At 61.2% G+C, this 24,378-nt stretch carries 22 protein-coding genes; 7 read left to right on the top strand and 15 right to left on the bottom strand.

The annotated features are described in order from the left end of the window. Positions 1-8 precede the first annotated feature (8 nt). The 6 genes from H0482_RS04755 to H0482_RS04730 form a co-directional block, all read right to left on the bottom strand. Positions 9-1,133 (bottom strand): hypothetical protein, encoded by a 1,125-nt coding sequence (locus tag H0482_RS04755; RefSeq protein WP_193728846.1) that lies wholly within the window; start codon positions 1,131-1,133, stop codon positions 9-11. 1,223 nt (positions 1,134-2,356) lie between these two features. Then, positions 2,357-3,064, bottom strand: a complete 708-nt coding sequence (locus H0482_RS04750; RefSeq protein WP_193728845.1) for an HAD family hydrolase — start codon at positions 3,062-3,064, stop codon at positions 2,357-2,359. 81 nt (positions 3,065-3,145) lie between these two features. Next, complete coding sequence (locus H0482_RS04745) at positions 3,146-4,045, bottom strand: LysR family transcriptional regulator (RefSeq protein ID WP_193728844.1); 900 nt, start codon at positions 4,043-4,045, stop codon at positions 3,146-3,148. Positions 4,046-4,158: 113 nt separating this feature from the next. After that, complete coding sequence (trxB, locus tag H0482_RS04740) at positions 4,159-5,109, bottom strand: thioredoxin-disulfide reductase (RefSeq protein ID WP_193728843.1); 951 nt, start codon at positions 5,107-5,109, stop codon at positions 4,159-4,161. Positions 5,110-5,390: 281 nt separating this feature from the next. Further along, the gene (gene greA, locus H0482_RS04735; protein ID WP_193728842.1) at positions 5,391-5,864 is read right to left on the bottom strand and encodes a transcription elongation factor GreA; all 474 of its coding nucleotides are present in this window, start codon (positions 5,862-5,864) and stop codon (positions 5,391-5,393) included. Positions 5,865-6,122: 258 nt separating this feature from the next. Next, complete coding sequence (locus tag H0482_RS04730; RefSeq protein WP_193728841.1) at positions 6,123-7,181, bottom strand: ARMT1-like domain-containing protein; 1,059 nt, start codon at positions 7,179-7,181, stop codon at positions 6,123-6,125. A 19-nt stretch (positions 7,182-7,200) separates the two neighbouring features. On the opposite strand from H0482_RS04730, the gene H0482_RS04725 reads away from it, so the two are divergent. Next, positions 7,201-7,809 (top strand): hypothetical protein, encoded by a 609-nt coding sequence (locus H0482_RS04725; protein WP_193728840.1) that lies wholly within the window; start codon positions 7,201-7,203, stop codon positions 7,807-7,809. A gap of 63 nt (positions 7,810-7,872) precedes the next feature. Here the strand turns inward: H0482_RS04725 and H0482_RS04720 are convergent, their stop codons facing one another. Next, positions 7,873-8,082, bottom strand: a complete 210-nt coding sequence (locus H0482_RS04720) for a cold-shock protein (protein WP_086470158.1) — start codon at positions 8,080-8,082, stop codon at positions 7,873-7,875. 479 nt (positions 8,083-8,561) lie between these two features. Here H0482_RS04720 and H0482_RS04715 point away from each other — a divergent pair, with 479 nt between their 5' ends. From H0482_RS04715 to H0482_RS04705, 3 genes are all read left to right on the top strand, one after another. Beyond that, positions 8,562-9,539, top strand: a complete 978-nt coding sequence (locus H0482_RS04715) for a class I SAM-dependent DNA methyltransferase (protein WP_230989432.1) — start codon at positions 8,562-8,564, stop codon at positions 9,537-9,539. 145 nt (positions 9,540-9,684) lie between these two features. Beyond that, the gene (locus H0482_RS16875) at positions 9,685-10,848 is read left to right on the top strand and encodes a GNAT family N-acetyltransferase (protein WP_193728839.1); all 1,164 of its coding nucleotides are present in this window, start codon (positions 9,685-9,687) and stop codon (positions 10,846-10,848) included. An 11-nt stretch (positions 10,849-10,859) separates the two neighbouring features. Then, on the top strand, positions 10,860-12,149 hold the full coding sequence (locus H0482_RS04705) for a lipopolysaccharide biosynthesis protein (protein ID WP_193728838.1): 1,290 nt from the start codon (positions 10,860-10,862) through the stop codon (positions 12,147-12,149). Here H0482_RS04705 and H0482_RS04700 read toward each other — a convergent pair. The 6 genes from H0482_RS04700 to H0482_RS04675 all read right to left on the bottom strand — a co-directional run bounded on the left by H0482_RS04700 (position 12,146) and on the right by H0482_RS04675 (position 19,020). Further along, positions 12,146-13,072, bottom strand: coding sequence for a hypothetical protein (locus H0482_RS04700; protein WP_193728837.1), 927 nt, complete (start codon positions 13,070-13,072; stop codon positions 12,146-12,148). The genes H0482_RS04705 and H0482_RS04700 overlap by 4 nt on opposite strands. Before the next feature lie 89 nt (positions 13,073-13,161). Continuing rightward, positions 13,162-16,473, bottom strand: coding sequence for a carbamoyl-phosphate synthase large subunit (gene carB, locus H0482_RS04695; RefSeq protein WP_193728836.1), 3,312 nt, complete (start codon positions 16,471-16,473; stop codon positions 13,162-13,164). Positions 16,474-16,676: 203 nt separating this feature from the next. Then, positions 16,677-17,027, bottom strand: coding sequence for a DUF2200 domain-containing protein (locus H0482_RS04690; RefSeq protein WP_193728835.1), 351 nt, complete (start codon positions 17,025-17,027; stop codon positions 16,677-16,679). 97 nt (positions 17,028-17,124) lie between these two features. After that, the gene (locus H0482_RS04685; protein WP_193728834.1) at positions 17,125-17,325 is read right to left on the bottom strand and encodes a CsbD family protein; all 201 of its coding nucleotides are present in this window, start codon (positions 17,323-17,325) and stop codon (positions 17,125-17,127) included. Between the two features lie 86 nt (positions 17,326-17,411). Beyond that, entirely contained in the window at positions 17,412-17,780 is a 369-nt protein-coding gene (locus H0482_RS04680; protein WP_193728833.1) for a response regulator, read from the bottom strand. Positions 17,781-17,910: 130 nt separating this feature from the next. Further along, positions 17,911-19,020, bottom strand: coding sequence for a THUMP domain-containing class I SAM-dependent RNA methyltransferase (locus tag H0482_RS04675; protein WP_193728832.1), 1,110 nt, complete (start codon positions 19,018-19,020; stop codon positions 17,911-17,913). A gap of 136 nt (positions 19,021-19,156) precedes the next feature. Here H0482_RS04675 and yghU point away from each other — a divergent pair, with 136 nt between their 5' ends. From yghU to H0482_RS04660, 3 genes are all read left to right on the top strand, one after another. After that, on the top strand, positions 19,157-20,023 hold the full coding sequence (gene yghU, locus H0482_RS04670) for a glutathione-dependent disulfide-bond oxidoreductase (RefSeq protein WP_193728831.1): 867 nt from the start codon (positions 19,157-19,159) through the stop codon (positions 20,021-20,023). 218 nt (positions 20,024-20,241) lie between these two features. Beyond that, positions 20,242-21,105 carry a flagellar motor stator protein MotA gene (motA, locus tag H0482_RS04665; RefSeq protein ID WP_193728830.1) on the top strand — a complete coding sequence of 288 codons (864 nt, stop codon included), beginning with the start codon at positions 20,242-20,244 and terminating at the stop codon, positions 21,103-21,105. A gap of 24 nt (positions 21,106-21,129) precedes the next feature. Continuing rightward, on the top strand, positions 21,130-22,050 hold the full coding sequence (locus H0482_RS04660; RefSeq protein WP_193728829.1) for a flagellar motor protein MotB: 921 nt from the start codon (positions 21,130-21,132) through the stop codon (positions 22,048-22,050). Between the two features lie 9 nt (positions 22,051-22,059). Here H0482_RS04660 and H0482_RS04655 read toward each other — a convergent pair whose 3' ends face one another. Continuing rightward, the gene (locus H0482_RS04655; protein WP_193728828.1) at positions 22,060-23,586 is read right to left on the bottom strand and encodes a permease; all 1,527 of its coding nucleotides are present in this window, start codon (positions 23,584-23,586) and stop codon (positions 22,060-22,062) included. Beyond that, positions 23,583-24,323, bottom strand: a complete 741-nt coding sequence (locus H0482_RS04650; protein WP_193728827.1) for an ABC transporter ATP-binding protein — start codon at positions 24,321-24,323, stop codon at positions 23,583-23,585. Before H0482_RS04650 ends, H0482_RS04655 begins: the two co-directional genes overlap by 4 nt. Between the last annotated feature and the right edge of the window lie 55 nt (positions 24,324-24,378).

The following is a 24,378-nucleotide window of genomic DNA, read 5'->3' as shown; positions in this document are numbered from 1 at the left end:
GTTCCCGCTTACTGCATGCCGCCCAGCAAGCTCGCCAGATTTGGTGCGCCGCTATTATTACCGCCGGTGGATTGGCTGAACATGTCCATCAGCTTGGTCGTCGTGACATAGGATTGCATGGCCGCCTGATAGAGCTGATCGGACCAGCCGGCGGCCTGTCTTTCCTCGGCGGAGAGGGACGAGAAGGCGGTGATGATGTTGCGGCTGAAGGCGGTGGGGTCACCGGATTTATTGGCATCCTGGAAACCGGCAAGGAGTGTCGCGCCGCTGCGGGCATGAAGCGCCGAGCGGGCTGCGCTGGTTTCCTCGGCGTTGAACTGGCCGGCCGTGTCGAGCACGATTGAAGATAGTGCTCCGCTGGAGAAGCCGGACACATCTATATATTGGCCGACGATGGTGTTGCGGTTGAAGGTGGGCACCTTGCCTCTGGCATGGGCGTCGGCATAGAGGCGGTCGAGCGTCGTTCTGGCATTGGAAGCCAGATCGGGCATGGACGGCTCCACACCTTTTCCGGCCTCGGTGAGCGCCAGATATAGCGCGACCGGATCGTTGGGGCCGAGATCGGGCAAGGTGCCCGGCCTGGTTTGCAGCTGCTTCAGGCCCTCGGCAATTGCATCGCGGCCGGCCCTCCAATCGGCGCTGGCGCGTTCTTCGGCGCCCAGGCTGTCGAGATAGGCAGCGGCGGCTTTGTAAAGACCGACATAATTGCCGATGACTTCGGCGATAGCGGCAGGGCCGGACAGGGCGGCTTCGAAGCGGCGCTGCATTTCGAGCCCGGCGGCCTCGCGCTCATCCGGCGAGAAGCTGGCGTCGCTCGACATGGCGAAAAGCTCGCGCTGATCGAGGCCGGAGAGATCGAGCGCCAGCTTGCCGCCTTTGACGGGGCTGGTGCGGCCTGCTTCCTCGAGCAGGGCGAGGAGTTTGGCATGGGCCTCGGCGAGGACGGCGGCAAAATCCCGCTCCGCCAGGGCAGCAAGGGCATCGTCGGACAGGGTGACCGAAGTGGCGGCGCTATCTGTGCCTGACTGGCTCTGCGGCTGCTGCGGCGTCGTGGACGATGTTGCAGTGCCGGAATAGCTAGCCGCATAATTCTGATAGGCGGCGTAGGGCGAAGTGGATGTGACGCTGACCATGGCCTGTCTCCCAGTATATGGGAAGCGCGATGCAAGAGGCATGCCGCCAAAAGACGAATGAAATCAGTTTATTGGGGCGGGAAAGAATGGTTCTCGGCAAAAGCTGCCAGGCAAATAGCGCATTCTGCAAGAAAAAAGGCCCCGCCCGAGGGGATGGGCAGGGCCGGAGGTCTTCGGCCGGGGCCGCTGACCTTGGAGGAAGCGGCGTCGCCACGAACGCCGCCGTTGAGTGAATTATCCCGCGTCGCCGCCTCGATCACAAACGCGCAATCGGCAAGGCTGCCATGCAGATTCGCAGGATGAATGAATGGGACGCAAAAAAAAGAGGCTCCAACCGAAGTTGGAGCCTTTGATAGGGCCGAAGCCAAATCGCTAGTAATGGCCGGCGCCAGGGAGGAGGGTTGGCGGCCAACCGGTTGAGTTAAAACCGAGGGAGGAGGATACGGTTCCAAACTCAATTGTCGGCAGCGCGGGTCCGAGGGAGGAGGTACGGAGCGGCGCCGCAGCGACAAGGCCAATATAGGTTTTGACTGCCCGGTCAGCAATGCATGAGAGGTCATGCCAGCCATGCAGCGGGCACAGCGACAATCTGTCCGAGAAAGAGTCAGGCTGGAAAGCGCCGGATGTTTGGGCAAAAAAAGAGGCCCTATCCGAAGATAGGGCCTGATGACTGGGCCGAAGCCAAATCGAAAGTGGGGCAGAGAGCAAGGGAGGAGGGTATGCGCTCTGCCAGTGAGCCTTGGATCAAGGGAGGAGGAGAAGATCCGCAGCTCATTGTTGCGATACGGGGTCCGAAGGGAGGAGGAGATCGGAGCGCGCCTCAGCAACGAGGGGATATATGAACTCTACCGGATCGATAGACAATCCTAAAACCAACATGTCAGCTATGCATTTTTGCATGGCGGAATGCAGGCAAAAGAAAACCCCGCTCGAGGGGAGAGCGGGGCCTAAGTGACAGGGCAAGCCTGCCAGGAGGGAACGCAGCGGACGCAAGGGAGGGAGGAGAAACACCCGCTGTGATGAGTGGCGATATAGGACGCATGATTGGGTCCGCCAAGCCGCCTTAGGTTATGTCAGCCATGCGATTTCCGCATGTGGAGCGGAATTCGTTAATGTTTTCAATGATTGGCGATTTGGCGAGGAAGGAATAGCTGCTTATTCGGCGGGCAATTGCCGCTTTTTGCGCCAGAGGGTCGAGATATGGAGCGTCTCGGGACGCCGATTCAGGGCAACGCTTCGAAATCCGTCAGAACGCGCGATAATTGGCCAAGATGCTCGATCCGGGCATAAAGCGGTTCCTGTTGCGGCTCCTCGGCATGCTCATAGGACCAGGTGAGGTCGTGGGGCACATAGACGGCGCAGGCGCCGGCGGCGATGGCGGGCAAAATATCGGACCTGAGCGAATTACCCACCATGACGGAGTGGCGCGCGCCTTCGGTATGGCGCTCGAAAATCCGGCGATAGGTGGCTTCATTCTTGTCCGAGACCACTTCGATGGCGGCGAAGTGATCAGCCAGACCGGAGGCGGCAAGTTTCCGCTCCTGATCGAAAAGATCGCCCTTGGTGACGAGAATCAGCCGGTAGCGTTCCTGCAATTGATCAAGGGCCTGATCGACATAGGGCAGGGTTTCGATAGGGAAATTGAGCAATTCCCGTCCTGCCGCCATGATCTCGGCGATGATTGTGCCGGGGACTTTGTGGTCAGTGACTTCGAGGGCGGTTTCCACCATTGAGAGCGCAAACCCCTTGGCGCCGAACCCGTAAAAGGCAAGGTTTTTCGTGGTGGCGGCGATCAGGCGTTCGGTGAGGTCCGGCGCGTCGGTGTAGTCGCGCAAGAGGGTGGTGAAGCGCTGTTCGGTCAGGCGGAAGAATTGTTCGTTCTGCCAGAGCGTGTCATCGGCATCGAGGGCGATGGTGGTGATGCGGGGCATGAGGGCCTATCGATAGATCACCCGGATCGGCCGGGTGATGACGATAATCGCTCCATCGGCATGATTTCCGCTACGGGGCAATCAGAAGCTCCATTCACGCGCTTTGGAGACGAGGAAGTCGCGGAACACGCCGACGCGCTTGGAATTCTTGAGGGCGGGGGGGTAGACGAAATAGGCCTCATAGGCGGGAAGCTCGATTTCGGGCAGAACCTGGACCAGGCCGTCTTCCTTTTCCGTGACATAGGCGGGCAACATGGCGACGCCAATTCCGGCCCGGCAGGCCTGCATCATGCCATAGATGGCGTTGACGCGCAGCGCCGCGCGGCGCGGGCTGGAATCGGAGCGGCCCATGCGTTCGAGGAAATTGATGTCGCCCAGATAAGAAGGCACCGGCTCGCCAAAACTGATGATGCGATGATTGTCCAGATCCTCGGCGGAACTGGGCATGCCATGTTCGTCGATATAGGAATTGCTGGCATAGAAATAATTGTGGACGGTGAACAGCTTGCGCTGGATCATCTCCGACTGATTGGGGCGATGCAGGCGGATGGCCACGTCGGCCTCGCGCATGGCCAGGTCCAGTTCGGCGTCGTTGAGACGGATTTCGAGCTGGATCAGCGGGTAGAGTTTCAAGAACTCGTCGAGCCGCGAGGACAGCCAGGTCGAGCCGATGCCCACGGTGGTGGTGACGATCAGGGGGCCGGTGGGGACATCCTGGCTTTCGGACATCTGGGTTTCGACCTGCTGAAGCTCCCAGTGCATGCGATGGGCGGTGCGGAACAATTGCTCGCCCACTTCGGTCAGCACCAGCCCGCGCGCATGGCGGATGAACAGCTTCAGCCCCAAATCGTCTTCGAGCGCGGAAATCTGGCGGGACACGGCAGACTGGCTCATGCCCAGCTTTTCGGCGGCATGGGTGAAAGAGCCCGACTCGGCGGCCGTATGGAAAATCCGAAGCTTGTCCCAGTCGAGCATTTTCATGACGCTTTCTCTACTTCTGTTCAGCCGGGTCGAACCAAGTTCGCCGCCTTAGCGGATGGGAACGCAGGAATTGTGACAGGAATGGGCTTTTCCAAAATCATCTCGGCCTCGCCCTATTCCGCCGCTTCGGCCAGTTCGTGCGCGGCGAGGAAGCGTTCGGCATCGAGCGCGGCCATGCAACCCATGCCCGCCGCCGTGACGGCCTGCCGATAGACGTCGTCGGTGACATCGCCGGCAGCGAAAACGCCGGGAATATTGGTCTCGGTGGTGCCGGGCGTCACCTGCAAATAGCCGCCGGGCTTCATGTCGAGCTTGCCGGCAAAGATCGAGGTCGCGGGCGCATGGCCGATGGCCACGAAGACGCCGTCGATCGGCTGCTCATAGGTTTCGCCTGTGGTCCGGTTGCGCAGGGTGACGCTGTTGACCGAAGGCGGCATGGGCGCGCCGCCGATTTCGGCCACTTCGGTGTTCCAGCGCACCTCGATCTTGGGATGCTTGAACAGGCGGTCCTGCAGGATGCGCTCAGCGCGGAATTCATCGCGACGATGCACGACGATGACCTTCTCGGCGAAATTGGTGAGGAACAGGGCTTCCTCGACGGCGGTATTGCCGCCGCCGACCACCAGCACCTGCTTGCCGCGATAGAAGAAGCCGTCGCAAGTGGCGCAGGCGGAGACGCCAAAGCCCTGGAATTTCTGCTCGGACGGCAGGCCCAGCCACTTGGCCTGCGCGCCGGTGGCGATGATCAGGCTGTCGGCGGTATAGGTGTCGCCGCTATCGCCCGTCAGCACGAAGGGACGGCGGTCGAGATCGACGGAGGTGATGATGTCGCTGACGATCTTCGTGCCGACATGCTCAGCCTGGGCCTTCATTTGGTCCATGAGCCAGGGGCCCTGGATGACGTCGGCGAAGCCGGGATAGTTTTCGACATCGGTGGTAATGGTGAGCTGGCCGCCCGGCTGGAGGCCCTGGATCATCACCGGTTCGAGCATGGCGCGCGCCGCGTAGATGGCGGCGGTATAACCGGCAGGACCGGAGCCGATGATGATGACTTTCGCGTGCATCGCGAGGCTTCTCCAAAAGACGGGGACACTCCCTCGCCTCTAGTTAAGGGGCGAAGCGGGCAGGTTTCAAGGCCAAGTCTCGCGCACAAGACGAATGCCGGCGCGGCTAGACCGGAAAGACACAGGATATTGCGTCGGCAAGAGAATTTGCGGCAGCGGCGGCCCAGGAGCGTACGCGACGCACGTGACTAGCGAATCGTTTGGGGCCGGCCTGAAGAGGTCGATCCCGGAAGCATGGTCACCCTCGGCGCTCGTTGCCAAAGGGTGACCACGCATGGCGGTCAGATATATTCGATCTTGACGATTTCGTAGCTGCGGGCGCCGCCGGGCGCTGCCACTTCGAAGGCGTCGCCTTCTTCCTTGCCGATCATGGCGCGGGCGATGGGAGAGGAAATCGAGATGCGGCCCGCGGAGGCGTCAGTCTCGGGATCGCCTACGATCTGGTAGATCTTTTCTTCCTCGGTATCCTCGTCCATGAAGGTGACGGTGGCGCCGAACTTCACCCTGTCCCCGCTCAGCTTGGTGACATCGATAATCTCGGCCAGAGCAAGCATGGCTTCCAGTTCCTGGATGCGGCCTTCATTGAGGCTCTGCTGTTCCTTGGCGGCGGAATATTCGGCGTTTTCAGAAAGGTCGCCATGGGCGCGCGCTTCGGAGATGGCATCGATGATCCGGCGGCGCTCGCTTTGGGTGCGGTGCTCATATTCGACGGTGAGGGCCTGATGCCCACGCACCGTCATCGGGATCTTGTCCATAATGGTCCTGCCTCCAATCGGCTCGGAAAAGTAAAACCTGTGCGCGGCCGGTTTCGCGGCCGCGACACGATACGAAACTGCTGATTGTCAGTGGCGGTCCAGGGCCGCACGACATGACTTCTTCCTGCCAAGCTTCGTTCGGCGAGCGCTTCACGATAGGTTTTCAGGGAGATGGGAGCCAGCTTGCCCCGCTGCCACGTTGCGGTCAAGCCGGTGCGCTCAAGGAGGCCTGGCTCTCCACACGCTAGAACAGAACCCCTAGTGCCCGCCTGCCGCTGGCACCTCCTGGGCGAGGAATATGCTGCCATCCATCGGAAATTCCCACGGATCCACCTGATGCGAGCCGACACCGGCGAGGCAATAGGATTTGACTGAACGTAGGGAGAGGAGCGGACGCCTGGGAAGCGACGGCAAATCAGCGAAGGGCGTATCCGCCGCTACAACCACATCATCAATCGCGCGCCGGTAGTTCAGGTCACCCTTGATGATAATTGTTCCTGTGCTCGCCTGGAAAATCTCATGCGGGATCTCGCTGAAACCGAGAGGTGACGACCAGAATTCATCGCACTTAAATAACAATTTCTTGTTGTTGTGGAGCGAGTTAATTGCCTCTGAAAGTTTTGTTTCATTTTTGAGTGTATATTGCAACAGTCTATCACAATCGTTAATCGTGGTGTCTGATACGAATATTGGTAGTTTTTTTACGTGTACTTCTATTTTTTGACCAGTTTCTTGATGGAAGCGAATGGCCAAAATCAGATCGTCCAAAAATTCTCTGCCGAAATTGTCCGCCACTATTGACAATGTCGCTTTGCGGTCCAGCATTTCGAGCTTTGGCTCGGCAAGCAATACAAAGTCCGCTGCCTGCTGAATTTGCGATCGATCGGCACTGTTGCCCAGCAAGGCTCCTAGAAGCGCGTCATGCAACGTCGCGCAGGCCGAAAAGCGGCTTTCGGCGTCGACAAATTCCTGCTCGAAATTAGCCCATTTCCGGATTCGGAATGGATCGATGCCGGTGGAAAAATGGCCGGAACGGATCAGCGCGTTGGCGTACCATCCATATTCGTAGTCAAGAAACGACAGGTCATCGAACTCAGTGCCGATGATCCTGTCCAGCCACCTAGTCCAAGAGGTGGTCTGCAAGACCGTGCCGATTTCAGCAAAGATAGTGTGTGGCGGCACAAGAAATGCGTCAGCGGAGACGGCGTATCCGAGGTGTTTGCCATCATGAGCCAAATCTCCGGCGATGACCGGAAGGCGTTTAGACTTGGTCATCTCGACAAAACGCTGATAGCGAGGCAGTTTATTGTTCGTCATGTCGGGCTTGGGGGGCTGGGTGAACGATACGGGGGGCAGGGAGCGGGCCGACATTTACCTTCGGGCGTCCGAGGCGCATCGTCAACGCGCCACGATGTTGCACAAGAACGAATGGCACATTGCAATCGCCCTGTGGACCGGCGTCGGTGTCAGTACGGTCACCGCCATTGCCAATGCCGACCGCCTTTTCCCTTTGCCTTCGTTTGCGCCGGTCGTTCTTGTGCTATTTTATGTCGTAATTGGGCTGAGTTATCTTCTCGGTTTTTGCCGGGCGAACTACAAGTCCCTGACCGAAGAGCGATCGCGCTATCGATATTTTCAGAACCGGGCCGTTCTGGAAATTGGCGGCCAGCCCGAGGATCTGATCCTGGAGGCAGGGCAGGAGCCAAGTGCGAATGAACGAAACACCAGCGAGTTTGGAAACTCCCATACCTGGCGCTTCAAGGTCTGGTCGACATATCTCGTGCAAACAACAAGCCTTGCCATGATCTGTAGTCTGCAATGGCGCTATTCAGCAGCGCTGGACGGCATAATATATGCTGGGTTCCTGTGGTTGCTGGTGGGGATGCTGGCGTTTGGAACGGTTCGCGGCTACGTGCAGCCATCGTTCGGGCCCATCAAAACATGATGGAAAAACAAAAAGGGCGTGCACCGGATGCCGGGCACGCCCCTTACATCAATCGCTGGTGGTTCAGGAGGCAGTGAGATTGTCGGCGGCGGATTTACCGGTCCGCTTGTCCTTGACGATCTCGTAGTTCACCTTCTGGCCTTCATCCAGGCCGTTAAGGCCCGAACGCTGGACGGCGGAGATATGGACGAATACGTCCGCACCACCCTCGTCTGGCTGAATGAAGCCATAACCCTTTTGGCCATTGAACCACTTAACGGTGCCAGTTGCCATAATGCGCGTTCCCTCGTGCAGTCGCTGCTGGTTGCGGGTCCTGCCGTGCACCCGGCCGGTTCCCGGTTGATATCGAAATATCGGAAGATGACGTCAGCAATGGCGAATGGCATTCGCGTTTTCAGATCAGTCGGCCGCAATATTCGATGGCGAAGCCTAGCGCGAAATTTCGAGTGCATCAATATGTCGTGTTGTCGTGACAAAGCGCCCGCCAAAACAACAGTTTTGCAGGTAAAACACGATCGCATCTTAAAAAATTCCCGTCCGGAGGGGACGGAAACGACTGTCGCGGCGTGGCTGCGGCCGAGGGCCGCCCTCTGGCGCGCGAAACAGCTAACATTTTAGTGGAAGCGGCGCGTTTGGGAAGGGCGAAATCGATCAATGCGGTCCATTCGCATTTTGCTTGCGTTTTTCCATGTCTTGCGGCAAATCCCGCGCGCCGCGCCAACAGGGCCGGCCACGCATGAAAGCCATTGGTCTTGAGCAGGGCGTCCTTTTCTTCCGGTGATGCGATTGCCGACCGGCGTGCGGATTATGCACGCATGCTGGCCGATAGCGGCGATCATGCAGCGGCGGCCGAACTCATGGAACAGGCGCTGGAGATCATGCCGTCCTGGCCGGCTGGCTGGGATCTGCTCGGCTCCTATCAGGAAAAGGCGGGCAATGCGGCGGCGGCGATTGCCGCCTGGCGGCGTCTAGAGGCGCTGGATGATGGTGGTCTCTTCGGCGCACGGCTCAAACTGGCGGCGCATGATGCCGCTCCCGCCGGCGGCGGCACAGCCCTTGGTTATGTCGAGGCCCTGTTCGATCAATATGCGCCGCAATTCGAGCAATCATTACTGGGCAAGCTCGGCTATCGGGTGCCCGAAATGCTCGATCGCCTGGTCGAGGAGGAAATGGCCCACCTTGGTATTGCCTGGTTCGACAAGGCCCTCGATCTCGGATGCGGCACTGGCCTGATGGGGATGCGGCTACGCGAAAAGGTCGGCATTCTCGAGGGCGTCGATATTTCCGCCGCCATGATCGCGGAAACGGCGCGCAAGGGTATTTATGACAGCCTGCAAAAGGCGGAACTGGTTGCCGCGCTCAATGCCCGGCGGGCGGAAGCGGACCTGATGACGGCGGCCGATGTGCTGATCTATTGCGGGGCGCTGCCGCCGGTGCTCTCGGCGCTGGTGCCTGCGCTCAAGCCCGGTGGGCTGGTGGCGTTTTCGCTGGAAGCCCATGAAGGCGAGGAAGCGGTATTCCTGCGGCCCAGCCTGCGCTACGCCCATGGAATCGCGGCCACGCGCGACGCTTTGGTGGTGGCGGGGCTGGACGTGCTGCGGTTCGAGACGGCAATTTTGCGGCTCGACCGGGGGGCGCCCATTGCCGGGATTCTGGTGGTGGCGCGCAAGCCGGCCATGGATCTCAGCGCCGCCAATGACGGCGACAGTGGCGGAGACGTCGCGGCGTAAGTGCCCGGCGCGGGAATTCCGGCCTGTTTCTCTTCAGGGCGACTGAATTTTCTCAGGCAAAACGGAAAGGCTTCGTTTACCCATGGCGGCAACGCCATGTTTAGCCTCTGAGGCTAGTCTTGCCGCGACTAGAAGGGGAAGTGCGGTGCCCGAAACCGGCAGCACAAGCAGCCGCGTGCTCGGCACGCTGGAAGAGATCGAGGTCATTGCCGAGGCATGGCGCGCGCTCGAAGACCATTGCGCCGATCCCCTGGCCTATTTCCAGAGCTATGACTGGTGCCGGAACTGGGTGGCGCAGTTTGGCGACATGCATGAACCCTATGTGGTGACGATCTGGCAGGGCGAGCGGTTGATCGCGCTCTGGCCCCGCATGATTGTCATACGGGCCGGTATCAAGCGGCTGGAAACGCTGGGCGGGCCGCATAGCCAGTATTGCGGCATATTGGTGCGGCAGGACGCCATGCCGCTGAACCAGATCGCGCAAATGCTGCGCGCCGCCGTTCGTGCCTCCAAATGCGATGTGACGATTTCGCGCGCGGTGCCGGAAGGCTCACTATTGGCGGCGGTCCTGGCCGACAAACCGGAAGTTGAGGGGTCGGCCAATATTGCCTCGATGCTCGACCTGTCCGGCTTTGCCTCGGCCGAGGACTATGCAGCGCAATTGGGCAAGCTACAGAAACGCAACCGCAACCGGCGGCGCAACCACCTGGCGCGGATGGGGGAACTGAGCTTTGAGGTCATCTGGCCTGATCATGAGCAATTTGCTCCACTGGTGCGGCTATGCGCGGCAATGAAGCGCCGTTGGCTGGTGGAAACCGGACGGTTCAGCACCGGCTTCGCGATGGGGGGATATGAAGATTTCCTGGCCTCGTTGCATGGCGATGAGGGCAGGCTCAGCGGGGCCTGTCTTTCGGTGCTGAAAGCCGGCGAGCGTGTGGTGGCGCTGGAACTGGGCTTTCTTCAGCAGCGCCACTACTATGCCTATATCGGCGGTTTCGATTGGGACTTGCGCGATCTGTCACCGGGCAAGGTGCAGATGGACATGACCGTCGGTTGGCTGATCGACCGGGATGCCGGCGCCTATGACCTCTTGATCAACATGGCCGATTACAAGGCAAGTTGGGCCAATAAATCGTTGACGGTGAATAGCCGCGCCGAGGCATTGAGCTGGCGCGGGCGTTTTTACACGCTGGCGTGGTTGCCGAGGCTGCGGCCGGCGCTGAAAAAGCTGCATGGCTGGCTGCCGTCCATGATGGACCGGGCGGCCAATCTGTTGCGGCCCGCCGTCTGCCTGCTGCTTTTCATCTGAAGCGTCCCAGGATGCTGGACGCCGCAATCGCCATCCTTATCCGTGTGCTGAGCGCGGGCCTCGTTTTTGCCATGCAGGTGCTGCTGGCGCGGCTGATGCCGGCCGATGGCTATGGCGGCTTCGTGACGCTGTGGACCTGGATGCTGGCGCTGGGGAGCTTTGCCGCGCTGGGTTTTGCCGAATCCAGCATTCGCTTCCTGCCGCGCTATCATGTGCGGGGGCGGAGCTCGGCCCTGCGGAATTATTGGCGGTTCGGATTGTCGGTGGTGGTCGGGGCGAGCCTCGTGCTGATGCTTGCCGCCATCGGCGTGGCGCTGGGCATCGGCATTTCGGATGGTCCGGGCCTGATGGTGCTGCTGGTGGCTCTGGGCCTGCCGTTCCTCGGCATGGAATATTATCTCGAAGGGGTGGCGCGCAGTTTTGGCTGGTTCCGGCTGGCTGCTTTGCCGGTCTATGTCCTGCGACCCATATTGATCGGGCTTATCTGTCTGGCGCTCAGCGCGGCGGGCGTGGTTCTGAGCCTGCCGGTCGTTGGCGGGGTGCTGATCGGCTCGATGGCGCTGGTGACGGCCATGCTGGCGCTGATATTGGCGCGGCGATTGCAGGCACTGGCGCCCGAGGGGGAAAGCGCGCGACCCGGCCAGAAGCGCCTGTGGCTGATGGCGTCACTGCCCTTGCTTTTGCTGTCGGGGCTGGACGATCTGGCCGGTTACGGCGATGTGCTGGTGCTCAGCCTCCTGGTGGAGCCGGGCGCAGTGGGCATCTATTTCGCGGCGGCGCGCAGCCTGGCGCTAGCGGGGTTCGTCGCCTATGCGATGACGCTGGTGGCCGGACGGCGCTTTGCGCTGGACCTTGCCGGCAAATCCCGCGCCGATCTGCAAGACAGCATCCTCCACAATACAAGGCTGACCTTCTGGGCGACGCTGGCCAGCGTAGCGCTGGCCCTATTGGCGGGGCCGTTCCTGCTGGGCGCGTTCGGGCCGGACTTCGTCGCCGGTTATGGTGTCATGGTCGTGCTGGGCCTGGGCATGGTGGTGCGGGCCATGGCAGGACAGGCCGGGGAGGCGCTGATCGTGCTGGGCCGGCAGCGCGAAGGGCTGCTGGTGGCGCTGATCGTGCTGGTGGTCATCGCCGTTCTGGCGTTCGCGTTGGTGCCGTCTTTCGGCATCATGGGCGCGGCCATGGCCAGCGCCGCAGCCATGGGCTGCCGGTCTCTGGCGCTGGTGCTGGTGCTGCGGCGCGAGGGACTGAGGGTGGTGGCATTGGGCCTGCCGCGGATCAGCCGGAAGGTCGCGGTCTAGCGTGGCTCCGCGGCGCGCATCAGCGTGATGTCGCCGGCAATGTCGAGCTGCCGAAACGAGATAGCGGCGAGCGCGTCATCGTTGAGCGCGGTTTCGCGCCAGACGGCGTCGATGGCAAATTCCTGACCCAGATTGCGGTCGATGGCGATGAAACGATAGGGCTCGTAGCCGCGCGCCGCCTCGGGGTGCTCGCCATCGGTCCATTGATAATGGCCGCTCTCGGCATTGGCCCAGAAGCCGAGGACGGCGAGCTGGGAAATGGCATAAGCCGGCGCGGTCACTTCGTTGGCCTCGGTAGGATAGAGTGGCGGCCAGGTGGGGAGCTTGCCATTGATGACCTGCCATTGCGCCACCTCGTCCGGACTTGACCCGGAATCGAGGCAAGGCACGCCGTTGCAATCGTCATCGGAGGCATCGTCATCGGTGATGACGCGGCTGCTGGCATCGAGAAGCATGGCGCTGTGTCCCATGACCGGACGGAAGACGAAGCGCCAGGCCATATGATTGCCAAGGCCGAATTCGGCGATGTCGGCAGTGTTTTCCTCGCCATAGGCGTCGGCGGTTTCGGCATGGATGATGGGGCCGAAATTGTAGTGGCGCACTTCGATGAAGCTGTAGGGAGCCGGCGCGCCGTCTTCGTTGTCGATGATCTGCCCATAGGCAATGGCGGTGCGGGTCCGGATCGAAGGAATAGCGCCCTCGGCGATCATCATGGCCTTTTCGATGGGACCGACGAGACCGCCCGGCGACATGGCACTGTCATCGAGCCAGAGATTGGCCAATTCCATCTCAAGGTGATCCGCTGACTGCAAGACGAAGCCCTTGCCGCCGATGAAGCTGGCGATCTGCTCGTCAATGGTTTGGGCAGTGGCAAGGCCGGTCGTTGCGAGCAGCGCGGCCAGGATAATGGTGTAGCGGATCATGTCGTCCCCCGAATATTCAACAAGGCCGTCTTACGGGCCGCTATCTGAACGGGAGATGACTGGCGGGCCGGAAGCCCGCCAGTAGAAAATCAGGCGGCGAAATAGTCCTGCAGGGGCCGGACCGTTAGGCTGCCATTGTGCAGGGCGACGATACCTTCCACGGCGGCGAGGGCGCCGTCGATGGTGGTGTAGTAGGGGATTTTCGACAGTAGCGCGGTGCGGCGGATGTCGCGGCTATCGCTGATCGATTTCAGGCCGTCCGTGGTGTTGATCACCAGCTGCACGCCGCCATTCTTCATGGAATCGACGATATGCGGGCGACCTTCGAGCACCTTGTTGATCTTGGTGGCCGGGACATTGTTGTCGCTGAGATAACGCTGCGTGCCGCCGGTGGCCAGGATTTCAAAGCCGCATTCGACCAGATGGCGGGCCATGTCGACGATGTGCTCCTTGTCGGCATCGCGCACCGAGATGAAGGCCTTGCCCGAGGTCGGTACTTTCTGGCCGGCGCCCATCTGCGACTTGGCGAAGGCCATGGCGAAATCGCGATCGAGGCCTATGACTTCGCCGGTGGACTTCATTTCCGGGCCGAGAACCGTATCGACGCCGGGGAAGCGGTTGAACGGGAAGACGGCTTCCTTGACGGCAATGTGCTTGAGCGACTTTTCGACGAGGCCGAAGCTCGAGAGCTTTTCACCGGCCATGATGCGGGAGGCGATCTTGGCGATGGGTTCGCCGATCACCTTGGCCACGAAGGGCACAGTGCGGGAGGCGCGGGGGTTCACTTCGATCAGATAGATCGTGTCATCCTTATAGGCGAATTGCACGTTCATCAGCCCGCCGACCTTGAGCGCAAAGGCCAGTTCGCGGGTCTGGCGTTTCAACTCGTCGATGATGGCAGGCGGCAGGGTGCGCGGGGGCAGGGTGCAGGCGCTGTCGCCGGAGTGAATGCCGGCCTCTTCGATATGCTCCATGATGCCGGCCACGAAGACGTCTTCGCCATCGCAAAGCGCATCCACGTCGATTTCGGTGGCGCCCGAGAGATAGGCATCGAACAGCAACGGGTTGTCGGAGAGGACGGAATTGATCTGCCCGGTCTTGTCGTTGGGATAGCGTAGCAGGATATCGGGCGGAACCAGCCCGGTCAGGGTGTCCTGCACATAGAGTTCAAATTCCTTGGCCGAATGAACGATGGCCATAGCGCGCCCGCCCAGCACGTAGGAGGGGCGAATGACCAGCGGATAGCCCAGGCGCTCGGCGACGAGGCGGGATTGTTCAAGGCTATAGGCAATGCCGTTCTTGGGCTGGGTCAGCTCGAGACGGTTGAGCAGCTTCATGAACAGGTCGCGGTCTTCGGCGAGGTCGATGGCGTCGGGCTGGGTGCCCAGGATCGCTACACCGGCCTTCTGCACGGCTTCGGCCAGATTCAGCGGAGTCTGACCGCCGAACTGGACGATGACGCCGTGGAGCGTGCCGTTCTGCTTTTCGGTGAGCAGGATTTCGATGACGTCTTCCTCGGTCAGCGGCTCGAAATAGAGACGGTCGGAGGTGTCGTAGTCGGTCGAAACGGTTTCTGGGTTACAATTGACCATGATGGTCTCGTAACCGGCATCGGCCAACGCGAAGGCCGCATGGCAGCAGCAATAGTCGAACTCGATGCCCTGGCCGATCCGGTTGGGGCCGCCACCGAGGATGACCACTTTCTTGCGGTCGGAGGGGCGGGCCTCGTCCTCGACCTGGCCCGCAAAGGGCACTTCATAGGTCGAATACATATAGGCGGTGGGCGAAGCGAATTCGGCCGCGGAGGTATCGATGCGCTTATAGGCGGGGCGCACTTCGAGGGTGTGGCGCAGCTTGCGGACGTCGGAGGCCTTGAGACCGGCGAGCTGGGCGAGGCGGGCGTCGGAAAAGCCCATGGACTTGAGCAGGCGCAGATTGGCGGCGTCCTGCGGCAGGCCGTTTTCGCGAACCTTCTCTTCCATGTCGACGATGCCGCGCATCTGTTCGAGGAACCAGGGATCGATTTTGCAGGCTTCGAAAATGTTCTCGTTGGAAACGCCCAGCCGCATGGCTTCGGCGACATGCAGCAGGCGATTGGGCGTGGGCGTGCCGAGCGCAGCCTTGATGGCGTTCTTGTCATCGCCTTCGCCGAGACCGGGAATGCCCACTTCATTGAGGCCGGTAAGTCCGGTTTCGAGCGAGCGCAGCGCCTTTTGCAGCGATTCCTGGAAGGTGCGGCCAATGGCCATGGCTTCGCCGACCGACTTCATCGAGGTGGTCAGGCGATCGTCGGCACCGGGGAATTTTTCGAAGGCGAAACGGGGAATCTTGGTGACGACATAGTCGATGGATGGCTCGAAGCTGGCCGGGGTGGCACCACCGGTAATGTCGTTTTCCAGCTCGTCGAGCGTGTAGCCCACGGCGAGACGGGCGGCGACCTTGGCGATGGGGAAGCCGGTGGCCTTCGAGGCCAGCGCCGAGGAGCGCGACACGCGCGGGTTCATCTCGATGACGACCATGCGGCCGTCAGCCGGATTGATGCCGAACTGGACGTTGGAGCCGCCGGTTTCCACGCCGATCTCGCGCAGGACGGCCAGCGAGGCGTCGCGCATGATCTGGTATTCCTTGTCGGTCAGCGTCAGGGCCGGGGCGACGGTGATGGAATCGCCGGTATGGACGCCCATCGGATCGATGTTCTCGATGGAACAGATGATGATGCAATTGTCCTTCTTATCGCGGACAACCTCCATCTCGTATTCCTTCCAGCCGAGCACGCTTTCCTCGACCAGAACTTCATTGGTGGGCGAGGCGTCGATGCCGCTCTCGCAGATCGCGAGATATTCCTCGCGGTTATAGGCGATGCCGCCGCCGGTGCCGCCCAGGGTGAAGCTGGGGCGAATGATGGCGGGCAGGCCGATGACTTCGAGAGCCTGCAACGCTTCGATGCTGTTATGGGCGAGCATGGAGCGCGGGGTTTCAAGCCCGATCTTCTTCATGGCGTCGCGGAACAGCTCGCGGTCCTCGGCCTTGTCGATGGCCTCGGCGGTGGCGCCGATCATCTCGACGCCGAATTTTTCCAGCACACCCATCTTGCGCAGCGACAGGGCGCAATTCAGTGCGGTCTGCCCGCCCATGGTGGGGAGCAGCGCGTCGGGGCGCTCCTTCTCGATGATCTTGGCCACGACCTCGGGTGTGATCGGCTCCATATAGGTGGCGTCGGCCAGATCGGGGTCGGTCATGATCGTCGCCGGATTGGAGTTCACCAGAATGATCCGGTAGCCCTCTTCCTTGAGCGCCTTGCAGGCCTGAGTGCCCGAATAGTCGAATTCGCAAGCCTGCCCGATAATGATGGGGCCCGCGCCGATGATGAGGATCGATTTGATGTCGGTACGCTTCGGCATAGGGGGCTCGCTCTGGCTATATTTCATTATAGGCGGGCGAGGGGAGAATCGCCCGGACACACCCGTCCGCGCGAAACCCACGTGGCCGTTGAGCACGGCAGCGCGGGGGAAGAGACCGAACATGGTGGTTAAGCGGGCGGTTTAGCGGAAGAGCGCGCGGAAGGGAAGGGGGGAGCTTGGGTTGTTTGCAGATCCGAGGACAGTCAGGCGCGCAGAATTTTTTCCATTGACTTGCCCTTGGCCAATTCGTCCACGAGTTTGTCGAGATAGCGGATTTCGCGCATCGTATCTTCCTCGATCTCCTCGATGCGGACACCGCAGATCGTGCCCTTGATCAGGGAACGCGCGGGGTTAAGCCTGGGGGCGCGGGCAAAGAAATCCTCGAAATTGGTATTTCCGGCCAGTTCGGCCGCAAGCGAGGCCTCATCATGTCCGGTCAGCCAGAAGATGATGTCATCGACTTCCGACCGGGTGCGGCCCTTCCGCTCCACCTTGCTGACATAAAGCGGATAGACGCTGGCGACGCTGGTTGCATAAATTCGATGGCCGGCCATGACATGGTCCTCACTTTGATGATGCAATATGTAGCAGCGAAAGCCGGACGGCAGAAAGCCCGGTCGCGGACCGGGCCTTCTGAAGGGAGGCGGCTACTTAGTGCATGCGGCCGGACCAATCGTCGATTTCCTTGCGGACCTCGTCCTTGGCCTTGCCATAGCGCTCCTGGATCTTGCCTTCGAGCTGCTCGCGATTGCCGTTGATCTGGACAATGTCATCGTCGGTGAGCTTGCCCCATTGCTCCTTGGCCTTGCCTGCGAACTGTTTCCAGCCGCCTTCGATGCGGTTCCAATCCATGTGACGTCTCCTTCGAATTGTTGTCATTTCATCAACGTGAGGGGGGAAGGAGCGTTCCTCTATTGGCTGATCACAAAATTTTCAGGTCAGGCGGCCAGGGCGCTCCTGCGGCGTTCGAGGGCCGCCAGAATGTCGGTGATGCGATATGGCTTGGGGAAGAAGTTGGCGCCGGCGGGCAATTGGCCTTCTGAGGGGCGCACGCCGCCCGAGACCACGATTATTGGCAGGCCGGGGCGTTGGTCGGCGGCGAGCCGCGCCAATTGCAGGCCATGATAGGCGCCGGGCAGTTCGATATCGGTAATGAGGGCGTCGATGTCGGTGTCGAGCAGGCTCACCGCGTCGCGCGCGGTACTGACCGGCACGACGTCAAAGCCACGCAAGGCGAGATTGTCGATCAGATCGAGCAGGAGCAGAACCTCGTCTTCGACCACGAGGATTCGCGAGAGGCGGGCCATGGGCGCAATCCCTTCCAGCATGAATTTCATCTAGGTGGGCAAGAGATTGGCGAGGGCTTTGGTTGCACGCGCCCACTGCATGGCTGCCATCATGGTTAGCATTTGGTTCAAATTGTTCTGAACCGCAGGCTCAGAGCGGCGACGTGCGGTAGAGCGCCACGCGGATGCCGCCATGCAGCACCGAGGGCAACACGGGTTCGAAGACGAGGCCAGTCGCCTGGGCGAGCTGGCGGTCGGCGGTGACGATACCGACGCGCCAGCCTTGAAAGCGAGCCTTGAGCACATTGCCCAGCGTACGGTGCAGACCGATCAGCGGGCCCTTGCTGCCGATGCGCGCTCCATAGGGCGGATTGACGATGACAAGACCCGGTCTGCCCTCCGGCGGCGTCAGGTCTTCAATGGAGCAGGTCTGGAAACGGGTGACGGCATCGACGCTGGCGCGCCGCGCATTGTCCTCGGCCATGCGGATGGCGCCGGGGTCGCGGTCCGAGCCATGGAACAGGAAAGACGTGGCGCGCGGCGGTGCGGGCGCGCGCAAGCTGGCCCAAGCCGCAGGGTCGAAGTCGGGCAATTGTTCGAACGCGAAACCACGTTCCCGACCGGGGGGAAGGCCGAGGGCGATTTCGGCGGCCTCGATGGCGAATGTGCCCGAGCCGCACATCGGATCAAGCAGCGGCTCGTCCCCGCTAAAACCGCATTGGCGCAGAAACATGGCTGCCATGGTTTCGCGCATGGGGGCCTTGCTGACTGCCTCCTTGAAACCACGCTTGTGCAGGGATGGTCCGGTCGTATCGACGCTGATCGTGACCAGATCGTCCTCGATGCGCACCATGACCCGGAGGCCGGCATCGTCACTGATGGGCGCGCCGATAGTGTCGCTTATGGCTCGGGCGACCCGCTGCGCGGCGGCGCCGGCATGATAAATGCGCGAGCGTTTGCAACTGGCTTCGACATGGACCGGCATATCTGCCCGCAGGAAACCCGCCCAGTCGAGTTTGCGGGCGCGCTTGTCGAGCTGGGCCAGGTGCACGGCGCGAAACGCTGCGAGGCGGGCCAGGATACGGGTGGGGCCGCGCAAGACCAGATTGGCGCGCCAGACATCGGACCAATGGCCCTGGAAGGCGACGCCGCCATCGATGACCTGTACCCCGGAAAACCCGGCCTCGCGGGCTTCCTCGGCCATGGGGATTTCGAGGCCGGGAGTGGCGACGAGGAAGATGTCAAAGGGAGCGGATGTCATGGCGGAGGCTTAGCCGGGGGCGCGATAGCTGTCCAGTTCGCTCTGAACAGGGTTACCTATGGTTCGAACTGTGCTTATATCGGCAGAAGGCGATGAAGATGTCGCCGGAACTGACGCAACACAGAAAGCCTGCTTGATGACTGAATATGTGCCGCCCAAAGTCTGGACCTGGGATCAATCCAATGGCGGGGCTTTCGCCAGCACCAACAGGCCCATAGCCGGACCCACGCATGAGGCGGCGCTGCGGCGCGGCGCCCATCCGCTCCAGCTGCATTCCTTGGCCACGCCCAATGGGCAGAAGGTGACCATTCTGCTCGAAGAATTGCTGGCGGCCGGGCACGATGCGGAATACGACGCCTACCTGGTCAATATCAGCAAGGGCGACCAGTTCAGTTCCGGTTTTGTCGCCATCAATCCGAACTCCAAAATTCCGGCCATGATCGATTACGGTCCGGCCGAGCCGATCCGCCTGTTCGAAAGCGGCTCGATCATGGTCTATCTGGCGGACAAGTTCGGCGCGTTCCTCAGCAAGGACGTTGCCAAGCGCGCCGAGACGATGAACTGGCTGTTCTGGCAGATGGGCAGCGCGCCCTTCGTTGGCGGCGGTTTTGGCCATTTCTATGCCTATGCCCCGGAAAAGCTGGAATATCCGATCAACCGCTATGCGATGGAAACCAAGCGACAGCTCGACGTGCTGGATCGGCAATTGGCCGATCATGAATTCATCGCCGGCAGCGAATATTCGATCGCCGACATGGCGATTTTCCCCTGGTATGGCGGACTGGCTCTGGGTCGGTCTTACAACGCTGCAGAATTTCTTGACGTCGCCAGCTACAAGAACGTCCTGCGTTGGGCACGGCAGGTAGATGCGCGCGAACCGGTCAAGCGCGGGCGCTGCGTCAATACGGGGCACGGACCGGAAGATGAGCAATTGCACGAGCGTCATTCGGCGGCGGATGTGGACAAGGTGGTGACGATCCGCAAGCAACGCGGAACCGTCTGAATGTGTTGGCGGAGCGTTCCGGCCTGACCCATAAGGGGCCGGCGGGAACGCTCCATCTCCTTCCGCTCGCACGAAGCCATTGCTGCGCAGAGAGATTTACCGACCCACAGTCCCAAATACACGCGCTGTTAAGCCTGTGACGCGCAATATGGCTACTCGTCTGCGGGACTGGATGGTCCCGAAAACGCAGAATGCGTTCGAATGCGAGTATTGAGTTCATGCGTCTGATCATCGGTATCATCGTTGTCTTCGGCAGCGTCTTTGGTGGCTATGCGGCCATGGGCGGGCACGTGGAAGTGCTCTGGCAACCCTTTGAATTCGTGATCATTCTGGGCGCGGCGATCGGCGCTTTCATCATCGCCAATGGTTCGCCCGTGCTCAAAGCGGTGCCCTATATGTTCGGGGTCATGTTCAAGGGCCCCAAATATACCAAGGCGGCCTATGTCGAGCTGCTGGGCATGCAGTATTCAATGTACAAGCTGATCCAGCAGAAGGGCATTCTGGGGATCGAAGCGCATATCGAAGATCCAAAAAATTCCACCCTGTTCAACGCCTTTCCTACCTTCGCCAAGAACCATCATGCGGTGGAATTCGTGTGCGATTACATGCGCATGGTCACTATGGGGTCCAATAATGTGCATGAAATGGACATGCTGATGGATGAGGAACTGGAAACTCACCATCAGGAGCAGGAACGTCTGGTCGCCTCGGTTCAGGCGCTCGCCGACGGCACTCCGGCGCTGGGCATCGTCGCCGCCGTCCTGGGCGTGATCAAGACCATGGGCGCGATTACGGAGCCGCCCGAGGTGCTCGGCCACCTGATCGGCGGCGCGTTGGTGGGCACATTTTTCGGCGTGTTCGTTGCCTATGGCTTTTTCGGGCCGATGGCACAGTCGCTCAAGAATACGTTTGAGGCGGAATCTAAATATTACCTGGCGCTCAAGGTCGGCCTGCTCGCCCATATCGGCGGCCAGCCGCCGGTGATGGCAATCGAATTCGCCCGCAAGGCGCTGATGAGCGAAGTGCGCCCCACCTTCAACGAAGTCGAGGCTGCCACGGCGAACCTGCCGGCCACTGCCTGAAGCGTCCCGAGAAAGTAAGCCAGAATGGCGAACTACGATCAGCCGATCATCATCAAGAAGATCAAGAAGAACAAGCACGCCCATCACGGTGGCGCCTGGAAGATCGCCTATGCCGACTTCGTGACGGCGATGATGGCCTTCTTCCTGCTCATGTGGCTGATCAGCATGACCACGCCGGAGCAGAAGGAAGGGCTGGCCGATTATTTCGCGCCCACCTCGGCCAGCAATTCGACGTCCGGTTCCGGCGGCATTTTGGGTGGAACGGCGATGGACAATTCGGGCAGCATGATGTCGGGTTCGTCGGCTGACGTGATCACCGATGTGGAGGCCTCGCCGCAAAGCGCGGACAAGGGCACTACCGACAACAATGTCGGTGGGGTGACGCGAGACAGTGGCAGCGGGCAGAGCGCCAGCAGCGATAACGACGTCAATCTCAGCTCGGAACAGGATCAGGCATTCCACAGCGCTGCCGCCAGCATCAAGCAAGCATGGCAGGCGTTGCCGGAGCTGACCCCGTTCATGGATAATCTGCTGGTCGAGAAGACGGAAGATGGCCTCGACATCCAGATCATGGACCAGCAGGGCCGGCCGATGTTCCCCGAGGGCTCGAAATATCCGACGGAGGTTACGCGGGTGGCTCTTGCCGCTATCGGGCCGATCTTGCAGCAACTCAATTCGCAGTTGAATATTTCCGGACATACCGCGGCGGGCGGACGGTATGAAAATCCGCGCTACGGCCCTTGGGAATTATCGGCGGACCGGGCAAATGTGGTGCGCTCCACACTGGGTGAATTTGGCCTCAGCGACGACCGCATCAAGTCCGTGATCGGGCGGGCCACGGACGAGCCATTCTTCCCCAACGATCCCTATATGGCCGCCAATGAACGGGTGCGGATCAGCGTCATCCAGGCGCCGCCGCCGGTGCCGATGGCGCTGAAGCCCTAGGGAGCAATGTCAGACGGGCCTTGGCGCGACGAGACGGGCAAAACCGAGTACGCCCAATGCCAGAGCCGCGGGCAGAATGGCCAAAGGCGAGCCAGCGGCCCAAAGCGCGCCGGTTCCGGCCCAGAGGATGGATGAAAAGGCTTCGCTGAGGGTGGCTGCGCGCGACGCGGTCTGGCGGCGACGAAACATCGAACGTTTGGCAACGACGCGGAACCAGAGCTGAATGGCGGTGGCGGAACTCGCGGCCAATCCGGCGCAGATGGCGGTGATCAGCGCCATGGACCATGAGGCAAAGAGCAGAAGTACGAGCACCGGGGCGAGGGCAAGTGCGATGATTGCCAGCACGGCCTCCACCTTGGCGCGCAGGATGGTGGCGGGAGGTATCGGGGCGGTGGCGACGAGGTCATGCGCATCTTCACCCGAAATTGCGAGCCAGGCGAGGCCGCCGGCCAATTGTCCGGCCGCCATGACCAGAACCGGAACGACCACGATAAAAGCGCCCTCGCCGGCCCCATAATTGACCCAGAGCAGCAGCGCGGGTGGGACCAGATAGAGCAATTGCATCAGCGTCTGCGACAAGAGCCATGGATCGCGCTGGAGCAGCTTCCATTCCTTGCGGCGTAGCGCCTGTCGCTGGCTCATGGACCGGAAGGCCTGTCGAGCGGGGCGGCGCTGGGCGCGGACATGGTTGAGCCCGGCGGCGGCGGTGGCGAGGCGCCCATAGCTGGGAGCGATGAGCCCCACTATCAGCGCGAAGACGGCGAGTGCGATCGCGAGGATGAGGAATGCGGCTCCCATATCGCCCATGGCAGCGCGCGCGGGGAGCCAGAGCAGGTTAGCTTCATCGGGCGCGGCTTCGAGGATGTCGCTGGATTGAAAGAAGGCGAAACGCGAAAATCCTTCATGCGACAGGATGGCGGCGGCCTGGATGCCGATGACGAAACCGGCGCCGACAATACCGGCGACAATCTGGGCCAGGAGACGCGTACGTTTCGGGCCGGCAAGGTGGAATAGCAGCCGGGTAGTGGACATGGCGATGGCGACGGAAAGAGCGGCCAGCGCGGCCAACAGCAAATAGGCAGAAAGCCAGCGCCAGCCCGCCTGCAACACCAGCGAAAGGATCAGGGGACTGATCAGCAATGCGCCCAGGGCGAAAGTGCTGAGAAGTACCGCGCCGGCGCGGATAACGAAAATGCGGGTGGAGGGGGTGGGCGAAGAGAGGATGAGATCGAGATCGGAGCGGGTGTAATAGACGCGGGTTACGGCTTCGAGCGCCTGCGACAGCGTGACCGCCCAGAACAAGAGACCCATGCCGGAAATCACTAGCAGGGTCTGCTTGTCGATGATGGCGCCGGCATCGATCCAGGGCTTGATGGCGAACCAGGCGATGAGGGTGATGAAGCCATAGATGGAAAGGCCACCGATGATCCAGCCGGCGAGCCTGCTACGCTTGCCGCCGGTCATCAGGGCCATCCATTCGCGCCAGGTCAGGCGCAGTTCGTGGCGGGCCAGCCAGGCCAGGGACGCCATATTCATGCTGCGTCGTGGCCTTCCGCCACCAGCGTCAGGAAGATTTCCTCAAGCGTGGTTTCCCGGCCGATGCGTGCGCGTAGCTGGCCCAGACTGCCCTCGGCGATGAGGCGCCCTTCGGCAATGACGCCGATGCGCTCTGCCATCCGTTCTGCCACTTCGAGAATATGGGTGGTCATGATGACGGTAACGCCTGCAGCGGTTCTTTGGCGCAGCACGTCCTTGACCTGACGGGCGGAGCCGGCATCGAGGCCGGTGAGGGGTTCGTCGAGGATGATCAGCCTGGGGTCGTGGACGAGGGCGCCGGCCAGCGCGACCTTCTGCAACATGCCCTTGGAAAAGCCGCCGCATAATTCATTGGCGTGCGGCGCAAGCCCCAGCCAGTCGATCAACTCTTGCGCCGATTGTCGGGCCTGCTCCGGCTCGACCTGCCAGAGACCGGCAACGAATTCGAGATATTCGAGCGGGGTCAGCCGGTCATAAACCATGGGCTCGTCCGAGACCCAAGCCATGAGGCGTTTGGCGGCAACCGGATCGGCCAGCGCATCCACTCCGAAGATGGAAATGGACCCTGCATCGGGTTTCAGGAGACCCGCCACCATCCGCAATATCGTGGTCTTGCCCGCGCCATTGGGGCCGAGAAGCGCATAGAACTCACCGGCGCCGATGGTGAGATCGACGCCCTTGACCACGGGACGGTCGAAGGACTTGGCGAGGCCGGATAAAACGAGGGCGGCGGACATGATGGCTCCATTGTTGGACTCAGCCTAGTCTGCCGCCCTTTCGGGTGGGTGAAGG

Source organism: Devosia faecipullorum, from assembly GCF_015158295.1.
GTDB classification, from domain to species: domain Bacteria; phylum Pseudomonadota; class Alphaproteobacteria; order Rhizobiales; family Devosiaceae; genus Devosia; species Devosia faecipullorum.
The sequence above is the reverse complement of the archived record's forward strand: the minus strand, read 5'-3'. Positions and strand labels throughout refer to the sequence as shown.